Annotated in this window: 20 protein-coding genes; 9 read left to right on the top strand and 11 right to left on the bottom strand. The window is 60.2% G+C overall.

The features are described from left to right. Positions 1 to 32: 32 nt before the first annotated feature. A complete protein-coding gene (galU, locus tag ACOX7T_RS09920; protein WP_006572926.1) occupies positions 33 to 902 on the top strand; it encodes a UTP--glucose-1-phosphate uridylyltransferase GalU in 870 nt (289 codons plus the stop codon). A 77-nt stretch (positions 903 to 979) separates the two neighbouring features. On the opposite strand, the gene ACOX7T_RS09915 is transcribed toward galU, so the two are convergent. Beyond that, complete coding sequence (locus ACOX7T_RS09915; RefSeq protein WP_433442294.1) at positions 980 to 1,756, bottom strand: PepSY domain-containing protein; 777 nt, start codon at positions 1,754 to 1,756, stop codon at positions 980 to 982. Between the two features lie 374 nt (positions 1,757 to 2,130). Here ACOX7T_RS09915 and rpsF point away from each other — a divergent pair, with 374 nt between their 5' ends. From rpsF to rpsR, 3 genes are all read left to right on the top strand, one after another. Continuing rightward, positions 2,131 to 2,427 carry a 30S ribosomal protein S6 gene (rpsF, locus tag ACOX7T_RS09910; RefSeq protein WP_006572921.1) on the top strand — a complete coding sequence of 99 codons (297 nt, stop codon included), beginning with the start codon at positions 2,131 to 2,133 and terminating at the stop codon, positions 2,425 to 2,427. A gap of 10 nt (positions 2,428 to 2,437) precedes the next feature. Continuing rightward, entirely contained in the window at positions 2,438 to 2,923 is a 486-nt protein-coding gene (locus tag ACOX7T_RS09905) for a single-stranded DNA-binding protein (protein ID WP_433442292.1), read from the top strand. A gap of 90 nt (positions 2,924 to 3,013) precedes the next feature. Then, positions 3,014 to 3,253, top strand: coding sequence for a 30S ribosomal protein S18 (rpsR, locus tag ACOX7T_RS09900; RefSeq protein WP_006572919.1), 240 nt, complete (start codon positions 3,014 to 3,016; stop codon positions 3,251 to 3,253). Between the two features lie 95 nt (positions 3,254 to 3,348). On the opposite strand, the gene ACOX7T_RS09895 is transcribed toward rpsR, so the two are convergent. Genes ACOX7T_RS09895 through ACOX7T_RS09880 form a run of 4 tightly spaced genes read right to left on the bottom strand, consistent with a single transcriptional unit; the run spans position 3,349 to position 5,296 of the window. Next, positions 3,349 to 3,987: a hypothetical protein gene (locus ACOX7T_RS09895; protein WP_433442290.1), complete on the bottom strand. Its 639-nt coding sequence runs from the start codon at positions 3,985 to 3,987 to the stop codon at positions 3,349 to 3,351. Next, entirely contained in the window at positions 3,974 to 4,459 is a 486-nt protein-coding gene (locus ACOX7T_RS09890; protein ID WP_433442288.1) for an RNA polymerase sigma factor, read from the bottom strand. Before ACOX7T_RS09890 ends, ACOX7T_RS09895 begins: the two co-directional genes overlap by 14 nt. A gap of 29 nt (positions 4,460 to 4,488) precedes the next feature. Beyond that, on the bottom strand, positions 4,489 to 5,142 hold the full coding sequence (locus ACOX7T_RS09885) for a hypothetical protein (protein ID WP_433442286.1): 654 nt from the start codon (positions 5,140 to 5,142) through the stop codon (positions 4,489 to 4,491). Then, positions 5,078 to 5,296: a hypothetical protein gene (locus ACOX7T_RS09880; protein WP_433442284.1), complete on the bottom strand. Its 219-nt coding sequence runs from the start codon at positions 5,294 to 5,296 to the stop codon at positions 5,078 to 5,080. Before ACOX7T_RS09880 ends, ACOX7T_RS09885 begins: the two co-directional genes overlap by 65 nt. A 252-nt stretch (positions 5,297 to 5,548) precedes the next feature. Here ACOX7T_RS09880 and ACOX7T_RS09875 point away from each other — a divergent pair, with 252 nt between their 5' ends. Beyond that, positions 5,549 to 5,998, top strand: a complete 450-nt coding sequence (locus ACOX7T_RS09875) for a helix-turn-helix domain-containing protein (RefSeq protein WP_433442282.1) — start codon at positions 5,549 to 5,551, stop codon at positions 5,996 to 5,998. Positions 5,999 to 6,040: 42 nt separating this feature from the next. On the opposite strand, the gene nifU is transcribed toward ACOX7T_RS09875, so the two are convergent. Further along, positions 6,041 to 6,478: a Fe-S cluster assembly scaffold protein NifU gene (gene nifU, locus ACOX7T_RS09870; protein WP_433442280.1), complete on the bottom strand. Its 438-nt coding sequence runs from the start codon at positions 6,476 to 6,478 to the stop codon at positions 6,041 to 6,043. Positions 6,479 to 6,496: 18 nt separating this feature from the next. Continuing rightward, the gene (nifS, locus tag ACOX7T_RS09865; protein ID WP_433442279.1) at positions 6,497 to 7,690 is read right to left on the bottom strand and encodes a cysteine desulfurase NifS; all 1,194 of its coding nucleotides are present in this window, start codon (positions 7,688 to 7,690) and stop codon (positions 6,497 to 6,499) included. Between the two features lie 189 nt (positions 7,691 to 7,879). On the opposite strand from nifS, the gene ACOX7T_RS09860 reads away from it, so the two are divergent. The 4 genes from ACOX7T_RS09860 (at position 7,880) to ACOX7T_RS09845 (ending at position 11,873) form a co-directional block, all read left to right on the top strand. Continuing rightward, positions 7,880 to 8,809, top strand: coding sequence for a patatin-like phospholipase family protein (locus ACOX7T_RS09860; RefSeq protein WP_433442277.1), 930 nt, complete (start codon positions 7,880 to 7,882; stop codon positions 8,807 to 8,809). 81 nt (positions 8,810 to 8,890) lie between these two features. After that, positions 8,891 to 10,024, top strand: a complete 1,134-nt coding sequence (locus ACOX7T_RS09855) for an AI-2E family transporter (RefSeq protein WP_433442275.1) — start codon at positions 8,891 to 8,893, stop codon at positions 10,022 to 10,024. Positions 10,025 to 10,301: 277 nt separating this feature from the next. After that, positions 10,302 to 10,562 (top strand): hypothetical protein, encoded by a 261-nt coding sequence (locus ACOX7T_RS09850; protein WP_433442273.1) that lies wholly within the window; start codon positions 10,302 to 10,304, stop codon positions 10,560 to 10,562. 96 nt (positions 10,563 to 10,658) lie between these two features. Next, a complete protein-coding gene (locus ACOX7T_RS09845) occupies positions 10,659 to 11,873 on the top strand; it encodes a hypothetical protein (RefSeq protein ID WP_433442272.1) in 1,215 nt (404 codons plus the stop codon). 422 nt (positions 11,874 to 12,295) lie between these two features. Here ACOX7T_RS09845 and eno read toward each other — a convergent pair whose 3' ends face one another. The 4 genes from eno to ACOX7T_RS09825 form a co-directional block, all read right to left on the bottom strand. Continuing rightward, positions 12,296 to 13,597 (bottom strand): phosphopyruvate hydratase, encoded by a 1,302-nt coding sequence (eno, locus tag ACOX7T_RS09840; protein ID WP_433442270.1) that lies wholly within the window; start codon positions 13,595 to 13,597, stop codon positions 12,296 to 12,298. Positions 13,598 to 13,907: 310 nt separating this feature from the next. Further along, positions 13,908 to 15,428 (bottom strand): 2,3-bisphosphoglycerate-independent phosphoglycerate mutase, encoded by a 1,521-nt coding sequence (gene gpmI / locus ACOX7T_RS09835; RefSeq protein WP_433442268.1) that lies wholly within the window; start codon positions 15,426 to 15,428, stop codon positions 13,908 to 13,910. A gap of 252 nt (positions 15,429 to 15,680) precedes the next feature. After that, positions 15,681 to 16,457 carry a triose-phosphate isomerase gene (tpiA, locus tag ACOX7T_RS09830; RefSeq protein WP_433442266.1) on the bottom strand — a complete coding sequence of 259 codons (777 nt, stop codon included), beginning with the start codon at positions 16,455 to 16,457 and terminating at the stop codon, positions 15,681 to 15,683. Between the two features lie 452 nt (positions 16,458 to 16,909). After that, the coding region (locus tag ACOX7T_RS09825) for a hypothetical protein (RefSeq protein WP_433442264.1) at positions 16,910 to 17,121 on the bottom strand (212 nt) is incomplete at its 5' end.

The raw sequence follows: 17,121 nt of genomic DNA, 5'->3' as shown, positions 1-17,121 counted from the left end.
TCCTCCGCCCGCACAAGCTGGAGGTTTTCGCTATGAAGGTCCGTAAAGCTGTCATTCCCGCCGCCGGCCTGGGCACCCGCATGCTCCCCGCCACCAAAACGGTGCCCAAGGAGATGCTGCCCATGGTGGACAAGCCGGTCATTCAGTACATCATCGAGGAGGCTGTGGCCGCCGGTATCGAGGACATTCTGATTGTCACCAACCGGGCCAAGTCGGCCATGGACGACTATTTTGACTACTACCCCGAGCTGGAGACCCGGCTGAACCAGGCCGGCAAGGAGAAGGAGCTGTCCGAGGTACGGCGTGCCGCCGACCTGGCCAACATCTTCTATGTCCGGCAGAAGGAGACCAAGGGTCTGGGCCACGCCATCTCCCGTGCCCGCCGCTTCGTAGGGGACGAGCCCTTCGCCGTGCTCCTGGGCGACGACATCATGCGGGCCCGCAAGCCCGTGATGAAGCAGCTTATTGAGGCTGCCGAGAAGTATAACGCCTCCTGTGTTGGCGTGCAGAAGGTGGCCACCGAGGCCATCAGCAAGTACTCCTCCGTCAAGATTTCCCCTCTGGAGGACCGGATCTTCTCCGTCTCCGACATGAACGAGAAGCCCGCCCCCACCGAGATGTTCTCCAACTACGCCATCCTGGGCCGCTATGTCCTCACCCCCGACATCTTCGACATTCTGGAGCACCAGGCTCCCGGCTACGGCGGCGAGATCCAGCTGACCGACGGCCTGCGTACCCTGTGCCGTCAGAACCAGATGATCGCCGTGGACTTTGAGGGCCGCCGGTACGATACCGGCAACCTGAAAGGGTTCCTGGAGGCTACCATCGACTTCGCGCTTGAACACCCTGAGACCGGCGCATGGCTCAAGGGCTTTATCAAGGAGAAGGCGGAGCTGCTCTGAATTCCTCACAGATAAAACACCGTCCCTGCCGCAGAAGCGGCAGGGACGGTGTTTTGTTTTGTGTCGTGGATTTATTATTAGTCGTGGTCTACTTCCCAGTCCAGGATGACGCCGGTGACGGCGTTGATGTCGCACTCATACTCAGTGCGGCCATCCCGCAGCTCCAGCTCATAGACCCAGCGGCCGTCGTCCTCGTCCAGCTCGCACTTGACCACCGTTGCGGTGGAAGGAGCCTTGGCCTTGGCAATGGCCTTGGCCTGCTCGGCGGTGATCACGTTGTCCGCGGAAACCTGGGTCCGGTCGTCGTCGTAGAGGTCAAAGTCGTCCAGCTCCCAGTCCCGGCTGCGGATTTCGCCGGTGAGAGCGTCGATGTCGTAGTCGTACTCCTTGCTGCCGCTGTAGAACTCCACCTCATACTCCATCCGGCCGTCATCCCGGTCCAGTCTGGCCTTGAGGAACACGGCGTCGGCGGCGTTGACGCCGGCGTCAGACAGAGCGATGCTCTTGGCCTTGTCCACGCCGATGTAGCTGCCGGAGTTGGGGTCGGAGGCGGCCACCCGGTCGGCGGTGGTGAGGACGGCGGTGTAGGTGGCGGAATCATACTCCACCTCCAGGCCGGCGGCCTCGCAGATGGCACGGACGGGGGCGTAGGTGGTGCCGTTGTAGGAGAAGAGGGGCACGTCCTTGCCGTTGGCGTCCTTGGGGGAGAAGACCGCGCCGTTGATGGTCACGCGGATGTTATCCTCCACAGTGATGGGGCGGCTGGCAGCAAAGGCGGACATGCCCAGGCCAATCACAAGAGCGGTGGTGAGGATACCGGCGCCGAAACCGCTGAAGAAACCCTTCTTTTTCATACTCAATACTTCCTTTCTTTACCCATTGATTGTTTTATATGTTGGTGTGTGGGCGGAGCGCCCTCCCCCGGGAGAGGTCCGCCCCTTGTGTGCCCTTCTGCACCATTAACGGACGGGGCGTGCGTTTTATTGCACAGCGGAAAAAATTTTTTCAAAAAAATTTTCCCGGCAAAAAACCAGGCCCGGAAATCTCCCCGGCCCGGCTGCCAAATCCGCTCTTTCTCTGCGTTTTTTTAATTTTCCCGCATATTCCTCTTGACAATCCTGGATTTTTTTATATAATAGTATAGCTTGTTTGTATCCGATACAGACAACTCATCCTTGCCCTCATCCGAGATATGAGGGCCATACGTCCATAAGGAGGTGCACAAAACATGGCAAAGCTCAGCGCGAACTACGAGGCTGTCTACATTCTGGACGCCGATCTGGGCGAGGAGGCTACCGCCGCCCTCGTGGCCAAGTTCAAGACCCTGGTGGAGTCCAACGGCACTCTGACCGAGGTTGACGAGTGGGGCAAGCGCCGTCTGGCCTATCCCATCAACGACAAGAACGACGGCTACTACGTCCTCATGACCTTTACTTCCGCCCCCAGCTTCCCCCTGGAGCTGGATCGTATCTTCCGCATTACTGACGGCGTTGTCCGCTCCCTGATCGTCTGCAAGGACGAGTAAGGAGGAAGATATGCTTAACCGCATTATTCTCATGGGCCGTCTGACCCGTGATCCCGAGCTGCGGCACACTCAGACGGGGACCCCTGTGGCTTCCTTCTCTCTGGCCGTGGACCGGGACTTCAAGGACAAGCAGACCGGCGAGAAGGCCACCGATTTCATCGACATCGTGGCCTGGCGGCAGACGGCTGAGTTCGTCTCCCGCTTCTTCACCAAGGGCCGTCTGGCCGTGGTGGAGGGCCGTCTGCAGATCCGCGACTGGACCGACCGCGACGGCGGCAAGCGCCGCTCCGCCGAGGTCATCGCGGACAATGTCTACTTTGGCGATTCCAAGCGGGACGCCGAGGCCGGCGGCTATTCCGCCCCCAGCTACGGCGCTCAGGGCGGCTATGCGCCGCCTCCCGCCCCCGCCCCGTCCACTGGCTACGCCGCGCCTGCCGGTCCTTCCGGCAACGAGTTCGGCGACCTGACCGATGACGACGGCGAGCTGCCCTTCTAAAGGCGCAGCCCACACACAACATTCCGGGCCGCATCTGCGTGCCCATGACATCAAGGGGTCATCGCCCCACGAAACGGAGGTTTTGCTACCATGGCTATGGATAGAGAGCGTCCCCGCGGCCGGAAGCGCCGCAAGGTCTGCACCTTCTGTGTGGACAAGGTCGAGCACATCGATTACAAGGATGCGGTGAAGCTGCGCCGCTTCCTCTCTGAGCGTTCCAAGATCCTGCCCCGCCGTACCACCGGCACCTGCGCCATGCATCAGCGTCAGCTGACCGAGGCCATCAAGCGGGCTCGTCAGATCGCTCTGCTGCCCTACGTGACCGACTAATTCCGTCACATCAGAGACGCGTTCCAAACGGAGCGCGTCTCTTTTTTATTGCGCAGGAGGCCCGGGAGCATTGCTCCCGGGCCTCCTATTTTTTCTTATTCCATCGGCGCCACGCTGGCAGCTATGGCCGCCGCCTGTTCTGCCGTCAGGGGGGTGGAACAGGAGATGGCATAGCTGTACGCTCCGTCGGTCCACACCGCCAGGAGGACAGCGCCCTCCTGCTGCCCCTTCAGGGTGACAGTAATGCCGTCCAAATCGGCCTCTTCCGTCCAGGGATAGGCGTTGTAGTCGCCGCTCACATCCTCTGCCCCCTCCGCCATGCGGTAGGTGATGGTGTCCGTGCCGTCGGTGTACACCACCTGGGCCAGGGAGCCCATGATGAGGGATGCACTTTCCACCTTCCAGCCCTCGGGCAGTTCCGTGGGAACGGAGAGCGCAAAGGGAGCGGCAGATTGAAGTGCCTCCAGGTCCTCCGACTGGACTACAGGGTTGGTCACCTGGACGGGCGGTGAGGTAACGGGGTCGCTCCAGCTGGGGATGACCATCACACCTGCCAGCACCAGGCAGATACAGGCAGCGGCAGCCAAGGGCGCCCAGCGGCGGTATGTGTGTACGGCTCTGGGCGCGGTTTTCTGCAGCTGCGCCTGCTCCAGGGCACGCTCCAGCAGCCGCTCCCGCTCCTCCGGCGTGACATGGAGCTTGTCCATGGCCACGGAATACCTATTCTTCTCCAAAGTCATACGCCTCCTTCAACACCTGCCGCAGACGCTCCCGTCCCCGGCTCAGCTGTACCCGCACGGCACCCTCTCCGCGGCCAAGAAGACTTGCGATCTCGGCGGTGGAGTAGCCCTCCACGTAGTAGAGGTGGATGACCTCCCGGTACTTTACCGGCAGGCCGTTTACCGCCTCCAGCACCGCGCTCTCCTCCTGGTCAAAGCAGGGCTGATCCTCGTCCAGCTCCTCCCAGCGCCGCTTCCAGGGGGCGGAGAGCTGGTTCTTGCACAGGTTGATGGCCACCCGCATGAGCCAGGCCTTTTCGTGGGCCGGTCCCCCGAACTCAGGACGCTTCGTCAGATACTGCACCAGGGTGTCCTGGAGCACATCCTCCGCGTCGGTCCGGCTGTGGAGGTAGGAGTAGGCCAGCCTGAGAATGGCGTCCCCATAGCCCTCCAGCACCCGTGCCCCGTTCTGCCTCTCGTCCGGCATGTTCTGTCACTCCCTGTTATGTCTCTTCCTCAGGCGCCCGCCAGCTCAGCGGCCGCAGCGCCGTCCATGGGGGCGGAGAAGCTGAGGGAATAGCTGACGCCGTCCCGCTGCCAGATGGCCAGCACAGCCTGATCCCCGCTGCCCTTCAGGGTTACGTCGCCCACGGTCCAGGTATTGTCGTAGACGTTGTAATCGCCGCTGGTGTCCTCGTCCCCGGCGGCGGCCCGGAACAGGATGGTGTCCGTGCCGTTGGTGTAGGTCACCTGGAGCAGGTCGCCGCCGATGACGGAGACCTGGCTCTGCTGCCACTCCGCCGGGAAGTCGGGCAGCACGACCTCCACGCCAGCGGCGGCCATGGCCTCCTCCAGGGTGTCATAGGCCACGATGGGGTTGGGGATCTGAGTCTGGTTTTCCATGGCAGCGAAGGTAATATCGGTACCGTCGGTCTCCACCGTGTCGCCCATCATGGCGAAGAGGTCCACCGGCACATAGGTGGTGTTGTCCATGGCCACCGGCGCCGCGCCGAAGGACTGGGGTGCGCCCATGCCCAGCGCGGTGCTGCTGGTGCGGCAGTAGCTGTCCACGCCGATGGTCACCCAGGTGCGGACCACGCCGTTGTCAATCTCCACCCGCTGGGCATCCTCCGCCGTCCAGGTGACGGTGTAGCCCAGCGCCTCGGCCACCGGCCATCACCTTCTCCTGGGACACAAAGGGCGTCTTGCCGCTCAGGTCCAGGGCGGTGCCATCCACCGTGACGGTATAGCTGTCGGCAGCCGCCGCACCCACGGAGCAGGTCAGAAGAGCCGCGCACAGCGCGCCGCACATCATCTTTTTCATAAAAACCATCCTTTCCAGTGTTGAAATCGGGAGGGGTTCAGCCCCTTCTGCCCTGTATACAAACCAGGCACCCGAATTGCAACAGCCAGGCGGATATTTTTCTCTCTTTGGACGCACAGAGGGGCAGACAGGTTCCGTCCTTCCACATTCCGCCCTCTGCACGGTGGAAAGCCGTTGTCTTCCGCTCTTGCGGCGGGGCTCATGAGGCGGTATAATATTGCCTGTCAGTTCAACCGAAAGGGAGTTTGTTTCATGGTTACACTTGCACAGCGCATTGAGGAGCTCCGCACGGCCAGGGGCCTGAGCCGTCCCGCGGCGGCCGCCGCTCTGGGCTTCCCCAAGGGCGCCTTTGAGAAATTTGAGACCGGCCGCCAGACCCCCACCAAGGACCAGCAGGAGAAGATGGCCAATTATTTCGGCGTGTCCCTGTTCTACCTGCGTGGCGAGAGCAGCGACCCCACCCGCCAGGAGGACTGGATGAGCGGCGCCGTGCCCCAGGACGAGCCGGTCCACGTCCCCACTCCCGCCCCCCGGAAGGCCCAGCCCTCCGCCCAGCCCCAGGGCACGGTGATGGACTCGGTGCTCTCCAGCAAGCAGGTGCAGGACCTGCTCCGCTCCATCGTGCTGGACACCCTCCGCTCCCCCGAGGGTCAGGAGCTCATCGCCAAGGCAGTCCACCGGGAGCTGCTGAAGCAGAAATAACGCAAACAGGACGGAAGGCCGTTGGCCTTCCGTCCTGTTCTTTTAATGCTCGTGCCCGCAGCCGCCGCAGCACCCGCCGCAGGCAAAGCCCTCCACGGTCTCCGGGTCCACGCCCTGCTTTTTGTAGTAGTCGGCCAGGGCCGCCTTGATGGCCTCCTCGGCCAGCACGGAGCAGTGGAGCTTGTGTCCGGGCAAGCCGTCCAGGGCCTCGGCCACCGCCGCGTTGGTCAGCTTCATGGCCTCGGCCACCGGCTTACCCTTGATCATCTCGGTTGCCATGGAGGAAGACGCGATGGCCGACCCGCAGCCAAAGGTCTTGAACTTCACGTCAGTGATCACGTCGTTGTCAATCTTCAGGTACATCTTCATGATGTCGCCGCACTTGGGGTTGCCCACCTGGCCCACGCCGTCGGCATCGGGGATCTCACCCACATTGCGGGGATGCTCAAAATGGTCCATGACCTTCTCAGAATACAGCATAGCTTGTCTCTCCTTTTCTCACTCGTCCAGGTCCCAGGTGGGGCGGCCGGTCTCTTTGTCCCACACGGGGGACATCTCACGCAGGTACTGTACCGCCTTGGGCACCTCCCGCAGGATGGTGTCCACGTCCTCTTCGGTGGTCTCCCGGCCCAGGCTCAGGCGGAGGGAGCCGTGGGCGATGGCGTGGGGCAGGCCGATGGCCAGCAGCACGTGGGAGGGGTCCAGGGAGGCGGAGGAGCAGGCGGAGCCGGAGGAGGCGCAGATTCCCGCCCGATCCAGCTGGAGCAGCAGGGCCTCTCCCTCCACGCCCTCAAACACCAGGGAGGCGGTGCCGGGGAGCCGGTGGTCCCGGGAACCGGTGACCCGGGCATAGGGCAGGGCGGACAGGCCGTCCAGCAGCTTGTCCCGCAGAGCGGACAGGCGGCGGCTCTCCTCGTTCAGGCCGTCCACCGCCTCCCGGAGGGCGGCGGCCAGGCCAACCGCGGCGGCCACGTTCTCCGTACCGGACCGGCGGCCCTTCTCCTGTCCGCCGCCGTGGATGAGGGGCGGCAGCCGGAGGGGCTTGCGCATGTAGAGCACGCCGATGCCTCTGGGGCCGTAGATCTTGTGGCCGGAGAGGGACAGCAGGTCCACCTTCCAGTCCTCCACGTTGACCGGGATATGTCCTACCGCCTGGACGGCGTCGGTATGGAAGAGCACCCCCGCCTCCCGGGCGATGGCGCCGATCTCCGCGATGGGCTCCACGGTGCCAATCTCGTTGTTGGCCGCCATGACGGAGATGAGGATGGTGTCCGGACGGATGGCCGCCTTTACGGCGGCGGGGTCCACCCGACCCTCGCTGTCCACCGGGACATAGGTCACCTCATAGCCCTGCTTCTCCAGCCACTGGGCGGTGTGGAGCACGGCGTGGTGCTCGATGGCGGTGGTGATGATGTGCTTTCCCTTCTTCTGGCGCAGCTCGGCCACGCCCTTCAGGGCCCAGTTGTCCGCCTCGGTGCCGCCGGAAGTGAAGTAAATCTCCTCGGGCCTGGCGCCCAGGCAGGCGGCAATCTCCGCCCGGGCCTGCTCCAGGTCGCTCTTGGCCTCCTGGGCAAAGCGGTAGAGGCTGGAGGGGTTGCCATACTGCTGCTGGAAATAGGGGGTCATGGCCCTGAGGGCCGTATCAGAAAGGGCCGTTGTGGCCGCATGATCTGCATAGATGAATCTGGACATGGATATACTCCTCTCAAAGGCTGATTTCTCATTCCTCTTAATTCCTATATGTTTACTATGATTATAAAACATCCTGCCGGAAAGTCAAGTCCTTTCGAAAATTTTCCCTTAATTCTATCCCCGGATATTTTCTCTCTCCCCTGATTCTGGTAAACTGTTTTTCATCATTTAAGGGAGGTGGCCTGTGCTGTGGAAAAGCTGGGACTGGTGCTGGCGGGCGGCGGCGGAAAGGGCGCCTATGAGATCGGCGTGTGGCAGGCCCTGCGGGATCTGGGGCTGGAGCAATCTGTGACCGCCGTGTCGGGCACCTCGGTAGGGGCCCTCAACGCTGCCCTCTTTGCCACGGGGGATTTGGAGCGTGCCCGGACCGTGTGGCGGGACCTGTCCCCTACCCACATCATCTTCTCCCCCGACCCGGACAAAGCGGAGGCCCAGATTGCCCAGCTTCTGTCCTCACCAGGGCTGGGGCAGCGCTTTAAAGATTTTCTTCACAGAGGCAGCGTCCCCGATCCCTTAGTCCCTGTCTCCGTCGGAGCCACCGCCTCAACGGCCCTCTTTTTTCTGCGGAATCGCCTGCTCCCCACCCTCTCTCAGCTGCTCATGTCGGGCATCATCTCCGCCGACGGGCTGGGTGAGATGATAGACGGTGCAGTGGACTGTGCCCGGCTGGCCGCCTCTCCGGTCCGGTGCTACGCCACCTGCCTGCGGATTCCATGGCTCAAGCCGGACCGCTTCCTGCTCAACGGCAGAGCCCCGGAGGATATCCGGGCCATCCTGCAGGCCTCGGCTGCCATCCCCTTCTTCTTCCCCATGGGGTCGGTGGAGAAGAGGCTGTATCTGGACGGCGGCCTGCCGCCCTGGGGAGACAATGTGCCGGTGCGGCCTCTTTACGAGCTGGAGGGCTGCCGCACTATCCTGGTGGTCCACCTGTCCGGCAGTTCCAAAGTGGATGCCGGGCTGTTCCCGGAGGCCAGGCTGGTGGAGATCTTCCCCAGCGCGGAGCTGGGCGGACCGGCTGGTACCTTTGACTTTACTGCAAAGGGAGCCCGGTGGCGGATGGAACTGGGCTACCGGGACGGTGTGGAACAGCTGGCAGGGTTGTGCCTCTCCCAATCTTAACCAAACTTTAATTGACTTGCCCCATATACAATGATATAGTGGGTGCACCCCCGTAACTTTTTCCCGACTGGAGCGGAAAGAATGGATAAAAAATTATTTAAAAGTATTCTCTGGATTATTACTTACGCAGTGCTCCTGGTGCTCTTTATCATTCAGTTTGATGAGGTGCGCGGCCTGTTCTGGACCGTCATCGGACTGTTCCAGCCCCTGTTCATCGGCTTCGCCATCGCCTTCGTGCTCAACCGGCCCTGCCAGCTCTTTTCCCAGCTCTACGACCGGGGATTGAGGAGGACAAAGGCCAAAAATCTCTCCCGGCCTCTGGCTGTGGCTACCTCTTACCTGGTAATGTTTGTGCTCATCATCGCCTTCTTCTCTCTGGTACTCCCCAAGCTGGTGGAGAGCATTCAGATCTTCCTGAACAGCATCAACGGCTATATGCTCAATATTCAGGAATGGCTCAACAGGCAGGAGTGGCTCTCTCCCCTGTTCTCCTCCCTGCATCTGGACAAACTGGACCTCTCCAACTTCAGCGACCTCATCAAGGGCGCCCTCAACGGCGTGGTCAACACCCTGACCACCGCTGTTCCCCAGCTGCTGACCATCACCAGTAACATTATCTCCATCGTGGTGACGGGCTTCCTGTCCATCATCTTCTCGATCTATATGCTCTCGGGCAAGGCCACCCTGCTCTCCCAGTGCCGCCGGGTGCTCAAGGCCTACGCGCCGCCCAAGGTTGAGGCCTGGGTCACCGACGTGGTCCATCTGACCGCCAACACCTTCACCGCCTTTGTCAGCGGCCAGCTCATTGAGGCCTGTATTCTGGGCGGCCTCACCGCGCTGGGCATGCTCTTCATCCAGGCGGATTATGCCCCTCTCATCGGCGTCATTGTGGGCGCCACAGCCCTGATCCCCATGGTGGGCGCCTTCCTGGGCGGCGCGGTGGCCGCCGTGCTGCTGATCATGGTCTCCCCTCTGAAAACCCTGATTTTCCTCATTTTCCTTCTCTGCCTTCAGCAGTTTGAGGGTAATGTCATCTATCCCCGTGTGGTGGGCAACAACGTGGGCCTGCCCGCCATTTGGGTGCTGGCCGCCGTCACGGTGGGCGGTGGACTGTTCCAGTTCGTGGGCATCCTGGTCAGCGTACCGGTAGCCTCGGTGCTGTACACCCTGCTCCGCCGGGATGTGCACCGCCGGCTGGGTGAATCCAAGGCCTGATAAAAGAATCCGCACACGCTGCGCGTGTGCGGATTCTTTTTTATTTTTGCTTTGATGTTGTATTCCCAGTTATAAAACTTAAATTTAAAGTACCATTATCTGCGGTATGTTCCAGCATTGGTACGCACTCCGGATTTCGAGCCGTTGTGTCCCAATGTCATATTTTTTGACCGTCTGTGACGTATATCCAAAAGATAGAAAATTAATTTTCCTCATTTTCATGTTTGCGGAATCGTGATAAGATTAAGATCAAATAGCTGGAACAGGAGAGGACGATATGATTGATAAAACTGATTGGAGGTTGACTTGGCAAGGAGATTATTTGTCCGGGAAAACTTTATACCATAGAAAATGGAATGCGCGTTCCAGCAAATGGGATCATAAGCATTGTATTTTTTGTTGGGAGAAATTTTCTGCCATTGATGGAACGCTGCATGAGGGTTACGCAACAGAGGACGGCTACTATTGGATTTGTCCCGATTGCTTTCGTGACTTCAAGGCTATGTTTGGATGGACTGTAGTAGAGGACACAGAATGAGTTTGCCTGAAAAATAGAGTTTTGGGGCGTTTTGTGTGTCTTTCCCAGTATTAAGAAGGCACACAAGGCCGCCTAAGCTCACAAAGGAGAGGAAATATGACAAAGAAATTTTCAAAACTCCTCTGCAGAGCTATCATCGCATCTGTTTCATTTGCGATGCTCCTGTCAACTGTTCCATGGGTCTGTGCCAGCGCTCTGCCTGAAAACAGCATCAATCAGTCAGCAGGAACAGCAACTGGCTATATTTATTTGGAAGGGAAAGCAATTTCAAATACCCCTCATATCCTCACTCAGGGTAGCGATATAGAAACGCTCATACCCATCGGTATTTTATTGAAAAGCATTGGCTGTGAATTTGAATCCTTCTCTCCTCAAACGGAGAACACATTCTGTTTCAAAGGCAATGAGTATGTTCTGACACTAGCGCCTTTAGGGATAGATCAGCGTAAAGTCCCTTATGAAGTATCCCAGACGCCGTTGGACAATGGCAAATACTACGCCTCTATTTTCCTGAGCCGGCCTTACTACAATGGCGTTGGCTTATATTCGCTCGCGCTGGAGGAAATTCTGCTCTCCGATGATTGTTCTCTGTTACCAGGGCAAAATGATCCGTTTGCGGAATATGCTTATCCGTATTTTACCTATGCATATGTAATTGAAAATATAATATATTTCAATAGTGATGCAGTCGAACTATTACTGAAATGCTTTGGTTATCAATCAGAGTGGTCTGCAGAGGATAGTAGGCTTTATGTTGGGAAAATTCAAATGGAGGCTCTTGACGCTGACGCATGGGCTGCCATAGAAGTTGAGATGGCCCTCCAGGAAGGACTTCTGTATAGTCAAGATATTTCATATCAAGGCGATATTACAAAACTATTCTTTCTTGAATTGTTAGATAACGCCTATCAACGGATCCAGAATGAAAATTTGCCTCAATCCTTATTGATAGAACTCATTAATATGTTCAGATTTCAGGATTCCGATTATCTTTCACGCGGAGAAGCCTTTCTTATCATAGACCATCTAATACAGTATCAGTATCCTGAACTACTTGTAGAGGATGCAGAGATGCACAGTGTCTTTTATCCAGACGAGTTTTCATCAATTGAGGAGCATGACGCAGCTGAGCAGCTTCATATGCTCGGAATATTAAAGGGAGTTGGTACGGTTTATTCAGAAACGGTTTGTGCGAAACCTGATAAATTACTGACTTGTCAAGAAGCTATTTGTTTTATATACAGACTGTTATCTTGGCAACGACGAGACTATTCCCTGAGCAAGATGCCGAACTTTTTCTATACCTCCTGAACAGATAACCCTGCATCTGTCTTGGCTCACCCCACTCTGGGAACACAACAGAGCGCCGGAGGCTCTCTATAAAATACTTGGCCGCTGCCAAATGGCAGCGGCCTCTTTCTTCGCGCTTCTTCCCCACACATTCCGCTTTGCCGGACTTGCGCGGGATTCCTCTTTTTTATTCTGCTTTTTATTCACGGCCCAGCCCCTGCCCCATCTGAGATGGGGCAGGGGCTGGGGCTGGGCGGCATATAAAACGGGGCCGCTGCCATTTGGCAGCGGCCCCGTTTGGTTCTGTGTTGTCACGCTTCGCCGGTTCGCGACGAGCGGCTTCCCTCCGGCTCGGGCTTGAAACAGGTCCACTTCGCGGCCCTTCGGTTTCTCACCCTCGCTCTGGTCCATCCGCTCTGCTCACGACGTCTCAGCGCTTCTCCTTACTTCAGGTTGAAGAAGGCGTCCTTGCCCAGGTACTGAGCCACGTCGCCCAGCTCCTCCTCAATGCGGAGCAGCTGGTTGTACTTGGCCACACGGTCGGTACGGCTGGGAGCACCGGTCTTGATCTGGCCGGCGTTGAGGGCCACGGCGATGTCGGCAATGGTGGCGTCCTCGGTCTCGCCAGAGCGGTGAGACACGATGGCGGTGTAGCCGGCGCGGTTGGCCATCTGGATGGCGTCCAGAGTCTCGGTCAGGGTGCCGATCTGGTTGACCTTGATGAGGATGGCGTTGGCAACGCCCTTCTCAATACCGGTGGCCAGACGCTCCACGTTGGTGACGAACAGGTCGTCGCCCACCAGCTGGACGCGGTCGCCAATGGCCTTGGTCAGCATAGCCCAGCCTTCCCAGTCGGTCTCGGCCATGCCGTCCTCGAGGGAGATGATGGGGTAGGTGTCGGCGAACTTCTTCCACATGTTCACCAGCTGCTGCTGGGTCATCTTCTTGCCGGACTTGGGCTGGATGTAGCACTTCTGCTCCTCATCCCACCACTCGGAAGAAGCGGCGTCGATGGCGATCATGAAGTCCTCGCCGGGCTTGAAGCCGGCCTCCTCGATGGCCTTCACGATGACCTTCAGAGCGTCCTCGTCCTTCTTCAGGTTGGGAGCGTAGCCGCCCTCGTCACCCACGCCGGCGGCGGGAGTGCCGTTCTCCTTCAGGGTCTTCTTCAGCTGATGGAAGACCTCGGCGCACATACGCAGAGCCTCGCGGAAGCAGCAGGCGCCCACGGGCATGATCATGAACTCCTGGATCTCAACGTTGTTGGTGGCGTGAGCGCCGCCGTTGAGGATGTTCATCATGGGAACGGGCAGGGTCTTGGCGTTGACGCCGCCGATGTAGTTGTACAGGCTGGTGCCCAGGCTCTCGGCAGCGGCCTTGGCGCAGGCCAGGGAGGCGCCCAGGATGGCGTTGGCGCCCAGCTTGGTCTTGTTGGGGGTGCCGTCCAGAGCGATCATGGCCTTATCGATGGCCACCTGATCCAGGACGTTCATGCCCACCAGGCACTCAGCGATCTCGGTGTTGACGTTCTTCACAGCGGTGAGGACGCCCTTGCCCAGGTAACGGCTCTTGTCGCCGTCGCGGAGCTCGCAGGCCTCGTAGATACCGGTGGAAGCGCCGGAGGGAACGGCGGCACGGCCAACAGTGCCGTCCTCCAGGTAGACCTCAACCTCAACGGTGGGATTGCCGCGGCTGTCCAGAATCTCACGGCCCAGAACATCAACGATCTCGATAATCTGCTTCATGTTCAAAAACTCCTTTCATTTTAGGGACACGGCTTCCGGTATTTCCGCCGTGCCTTCTATCTGTCAGGGCGGCAGGAACCGCCCGAACATACAATGATGTGCTGCTTACGCCTCGATCAGGGTGTTGCCGTCCATCTCGGCGGGCTTTTCCAGGCACCCCAGCCGGCTTTGCCGCCCGGGGACCCCGGATTTCACTTCACGCTGCCCGGAATGAATCCGGTCAGCGCCAAGGTTTTCCGCTCCGCGCAAAACGCTTGAACGGCGCAGGCGCCGATCCGCCTTGCGGCGGGATGGCCCTTGAAAAGCCCTTTTAGGCCTCGATCAGGGTATTGCCGTCCATCTCAGCGGGCTTTTCCAGGCCCATCAGGTCCAGCATGGTGGGGGCGATATCGGCCAGGCGGCCGTCACGCAGCTTCACGTTGGCGCCCACGATGCAGAAGGGCACCAGGCTGGTGGTGTGGGCGGTGTAGGCGGTGGTGCCGTCATCGTCCAGCATCCGGTCGGCGTTGCCGTGGTCGGCGGTGATCAGCGCCACGCCGCCCATCTTGCGGGTGGCCTCCACAACACGGCCCACGCACTCGTCCACGGTCTCAACGGCCAGACGGGCAGCCTCATACACACCGGTGTGGCCCACCATGTCGCAGTTGGCGAAGTTGAGGATAACCACGTCGTAGTTGCCGCTCTCGATGCGCTTCACCGCCTCGTCGGTGACCTCACGGGCGCTCATGTCGGGCTTGAGGTCGTAGGTAGGCACCTTGGGGGAGGGGATGAGGCAGCGGTCCTCGCCGGGGAACACCTGCTCGGCGCCGCCGTTGAAGAAGAAGGTCACATGGGCGTACTTCTCGGTCTCGGCGATACGGAGCTGGGTCAGGCCCAGGCGGGAGATATACTCGCCAAAGATGTTCTTCAGCTCGTGATGGGGGAAAGCCACCGTCACATTGGGCATGGTGGCGTCATACTCGGTGGTGCAGACATAGGTCAGGGGGAAGAAGCCCTTCTTCCGCTCGAAGCCGTCGAACTCGGGGTCCACCAGGCTGCGGGTGATCTCGCGGGCCCGGTCGGGACGGAAGTTCATGAACACCACGCTGTCGCCGGACTTGATGACCGCGTCCTTGCAGCAGATGACGGGCTCCACGAACTCGTCGGTGACGCCGGCGTCATAGGACTTCTGCACGGCGGCCACGGGGTCGGCCTCAAAGGGAGCCTCGCCCAGCACCAGAGCGTCGTAGGCCTTGACCAGACGCTCCCAGCGCTTATCACGGTCCATGGCGTAGAAGCGGCCGGAGATGACGCCGATGTGGGCGTTGCCCACCTGGGCGCACTTCTCAGCCAGCTGCTCCACGTAGCCCTTGCCGGAGGCGGGGGGCACGTCACGGCCGTCCAGGAAGGCGTGGACATAGACGTCCTTCACGCCCTGCTGCTTGGCCATGTCCAGCAGCGCAAAGATGTGGGTGATGTGGCTGTGGACGCCGCCGTCGGACAGCAGGCCCATCACGTGGAGGGCGTGGCCCTCCTGCTTGGCGTTCTCCATGGCCCGCAGATACTCGGGGTTCTGGAAGAAGTCGCCGTCCTTGATGGACTTGGAGATGCGGGGCAGGTCCTGGAACACCACCCGGCCGGCGCCGATGTTGGTGTGACCCACCTCGGAGTTGCCCATCTGACCCTCGGGCAGACCCACGTCCAGGCCGGAGGCGGACAGCTTGCTCACCGGGTTCTCGGCAAACAGCTTGTCCAGCACAGGCTTGCGGGCGTTGGCAATGGCGTTGCCCTCGGTCTCGCTGCGGAGACCGTAGCCATCCATAATGATAAGAGTAGTGGGTGTTTTACTCATAAATAACCTCAGTTCCTTCAGGTAAGATTGGGGCGGCAGGCGGCGGAACCCTGTGGGTCCGCCGCACTCCGCTCCTTCTTGTCACGCTTTGCCTGTCGGGGGCTCAGCGCTTCCTGTCACGCCTCGCACCCTCCGCAACGGCGTCTAGGCCCCTTCGACTGCGCAAGCCGGCCTCCGCCCCTTCAGGGCCTGCGGTCCGTTTGCTCCGCTCCGGGTCCTACCCGCCTGCTCTCGGGTGCTCAGCGCTTCCTCTTACTCCTGATTGTTGGCGTCGTTGATGATGCTGGTGAAGTCAGCGGGCTTCAGGGAGGCGCCGCCGATGAGGCCGCCGTCGATGTCGGGCTGAGCCAGCAGCTCAGCGGCATTCTTGGCGTTCATGGAGCCGCCGTACTGGATGGTCACGGCGCGGGCAACACGGGCGCCGTACAGCTTGCGGATGACCACACGGATGCTCTCGCAGACCTCGGCAGCCTGCTCGGCGGTAGCGGTCTTGCCGGTGCCGATGGCCCAGATGGGCTCGTAGGCAATGACAACGTGGCGCATCTTGTCGGCGGGCACGCCGGCCAGAGCGGCCTTCACCTGGTAGGCGATGAGCTCCATGGTGACGCCCAGCTCACGCTGCTCCAGGCTCTCGCCCACGCAGACGATGGGGTGCAGGCCGGCCTCCAGGGCGGCATGGACCTTCTTGTTGACGGTGAAGTCGGTCTCATTGTAGTACTGGCGGCGCTCGGAGTGGCCGATGATGACGTACTTCACGCCCAGGTCCTTGAGCATCTCAGCGGAGACCTCGCCGGTGTAGGCGCCGTGGGACTCATAGTGGCAGTTCTCAGCGCCGATGGCGATGCGGCTGTCCTTGAACAGACGCACAGCGGCCTGAATGTTCACATAGGGCACGCAGAGGACAACGTCGCAGCCCTTGGGCTTGCCCAGCATGGTCTTGATCTCCTCAGCAAAAGCCTTGGTCTCAGTCAGGGTCTTGTTCATCTTCCAGTTTCCGGCGATGATAGTCTTGCGGTAGCGGCGGTTCATTGCAGTTCAATCCTTTCATTATATATCAAGTGAAGCCTTCCCCAGGCGGCGCGCCGGAGTCGTCGCGCCCTGCGGAAATCGAGCTTTCTGAATCAGCTGGTACCGGGAATACAATCCGGAGTCTTGGGCGTCCAGCAGGCAGGCCCCGTCGGAGCAAGCTCTGTATCTCTCGCTTCCGCCCTGGGGCGAAAGCTCAATCACTCCGCTGCTCCTCCTCTCCCCACCGAACCCGCTTCGCTGGGCTTCGGCGGGGACCCCGAAAGGGCAGCTCCTTGCCCTCCATGAACTCGAGGGAGGCACCCCAACGGAGCAAATCTCCGTTGGGGACCCCATTTGATTTCACTTCCTCGGGCGAAATGAATTCGCCCTGCGGCAAGGTTTGCTGCGCAAACGCTTGGACGCGCCTTTGGCGCGGCTCGCTCGCGCTCGCGCGGCGGCGCCTTTGCGGATAATTAGGCGTCCAGCAGGCAGGCGACGCCGGGCAGCTCCTTGCCCTCCATGAACTCCAGGGAGGCACCCCAACGGAGCAAATCTCCATTGGGGACCCCATTTGATTTCACTTCCTCGGGCGAAATGAATTCGCCCTGCGGCAAGGTTTGCTGCGCAAACGCTTGGACGCGCCTTTGGCGCGGCTCGCTCGCGCTCGCGCGGCGGCGCCTTTGCG

Source organism: Pseudoflavonifractor sp., from assembly GCF_050943825.1.
In the GTDB taxonomy this organism is placed as follows: Bacteria; Bacillota; Clostridia; order Oscillospirales; family Oscillospiraceae; genus Pseudoflavonifractor.
This window is presented reverse-complemented; position numbering and strand designations above follow the sequence as displayed.